The organism is Pseudomonas sp. UM16, from assembly GCF_050312595.1.
GTDB lineage: Bacteria > Pseudomonadota > Gammaproteobacteria > Pseudomonadales > Pseudomonadaceae > Aquipseudomonas.
Genome location: NZ_JBNPJT010000064.1, coordinates 1 through 532 on the forward strand (window position 1 = coordinate 1; position 532 = coordinate 532).

A 532-nucleotide genomic window follows, 5' to 3' on the forward strand; every position below is an offset into this window, starting at 1 on the left:
CATAGAGACCATCAGATAGGCAATACCCAAGAGCGCTAACGTGATCGTTACTGGCGTCGACATAATCCAGGCAAAACCAAACCAATAGCCGAGTCTTGCGCCAACTAGTTGGGTCAAGGAGACAACGGACATGCTGAAAACCACACCAAATTTTGTCCAACTCAGTACGCTTTCTTCCTTACTGGTCGCACTACCGGCGTCTTCGGCAATCTGCCACGCCTCGAGCCCAGCAGCAACGGCCCCCAACGCGGCCCACGTCACCGTGCGCAAAATTAGACCTTTCGAAACCGTGGCAAACTCGTTTGCCACCGCTGCCTGGGCACTCCCACTAGAAGCGTTTTTAGCTTCCCGTAACCATTTAGCGTATCCAGCCTGAGCAACTTTCAAAGTTCTGGTACCTAACTTCGTAGACATCCCCCCCGCCCGATTCCAAGCCGGCCCAACCCACAACGCCACGATGGCATTGGCGGCGTAAGCGGCATTGGCCCCCATGCTGCGCCATTCATCCGCAGAAAAATGACCGTCGTTCTGC

1 pseudogene is annotated in these 532 nt (G+C 54.9%); it reads right to left on the minus strand.

What is annotated here, in order from left to right:
* A pseudogene (locus ACQRAX_RS25565) lies at positions 1 to 532 on the minus strand (T6SS effector BTH_I2691 family protein); the annotation flags it as partial.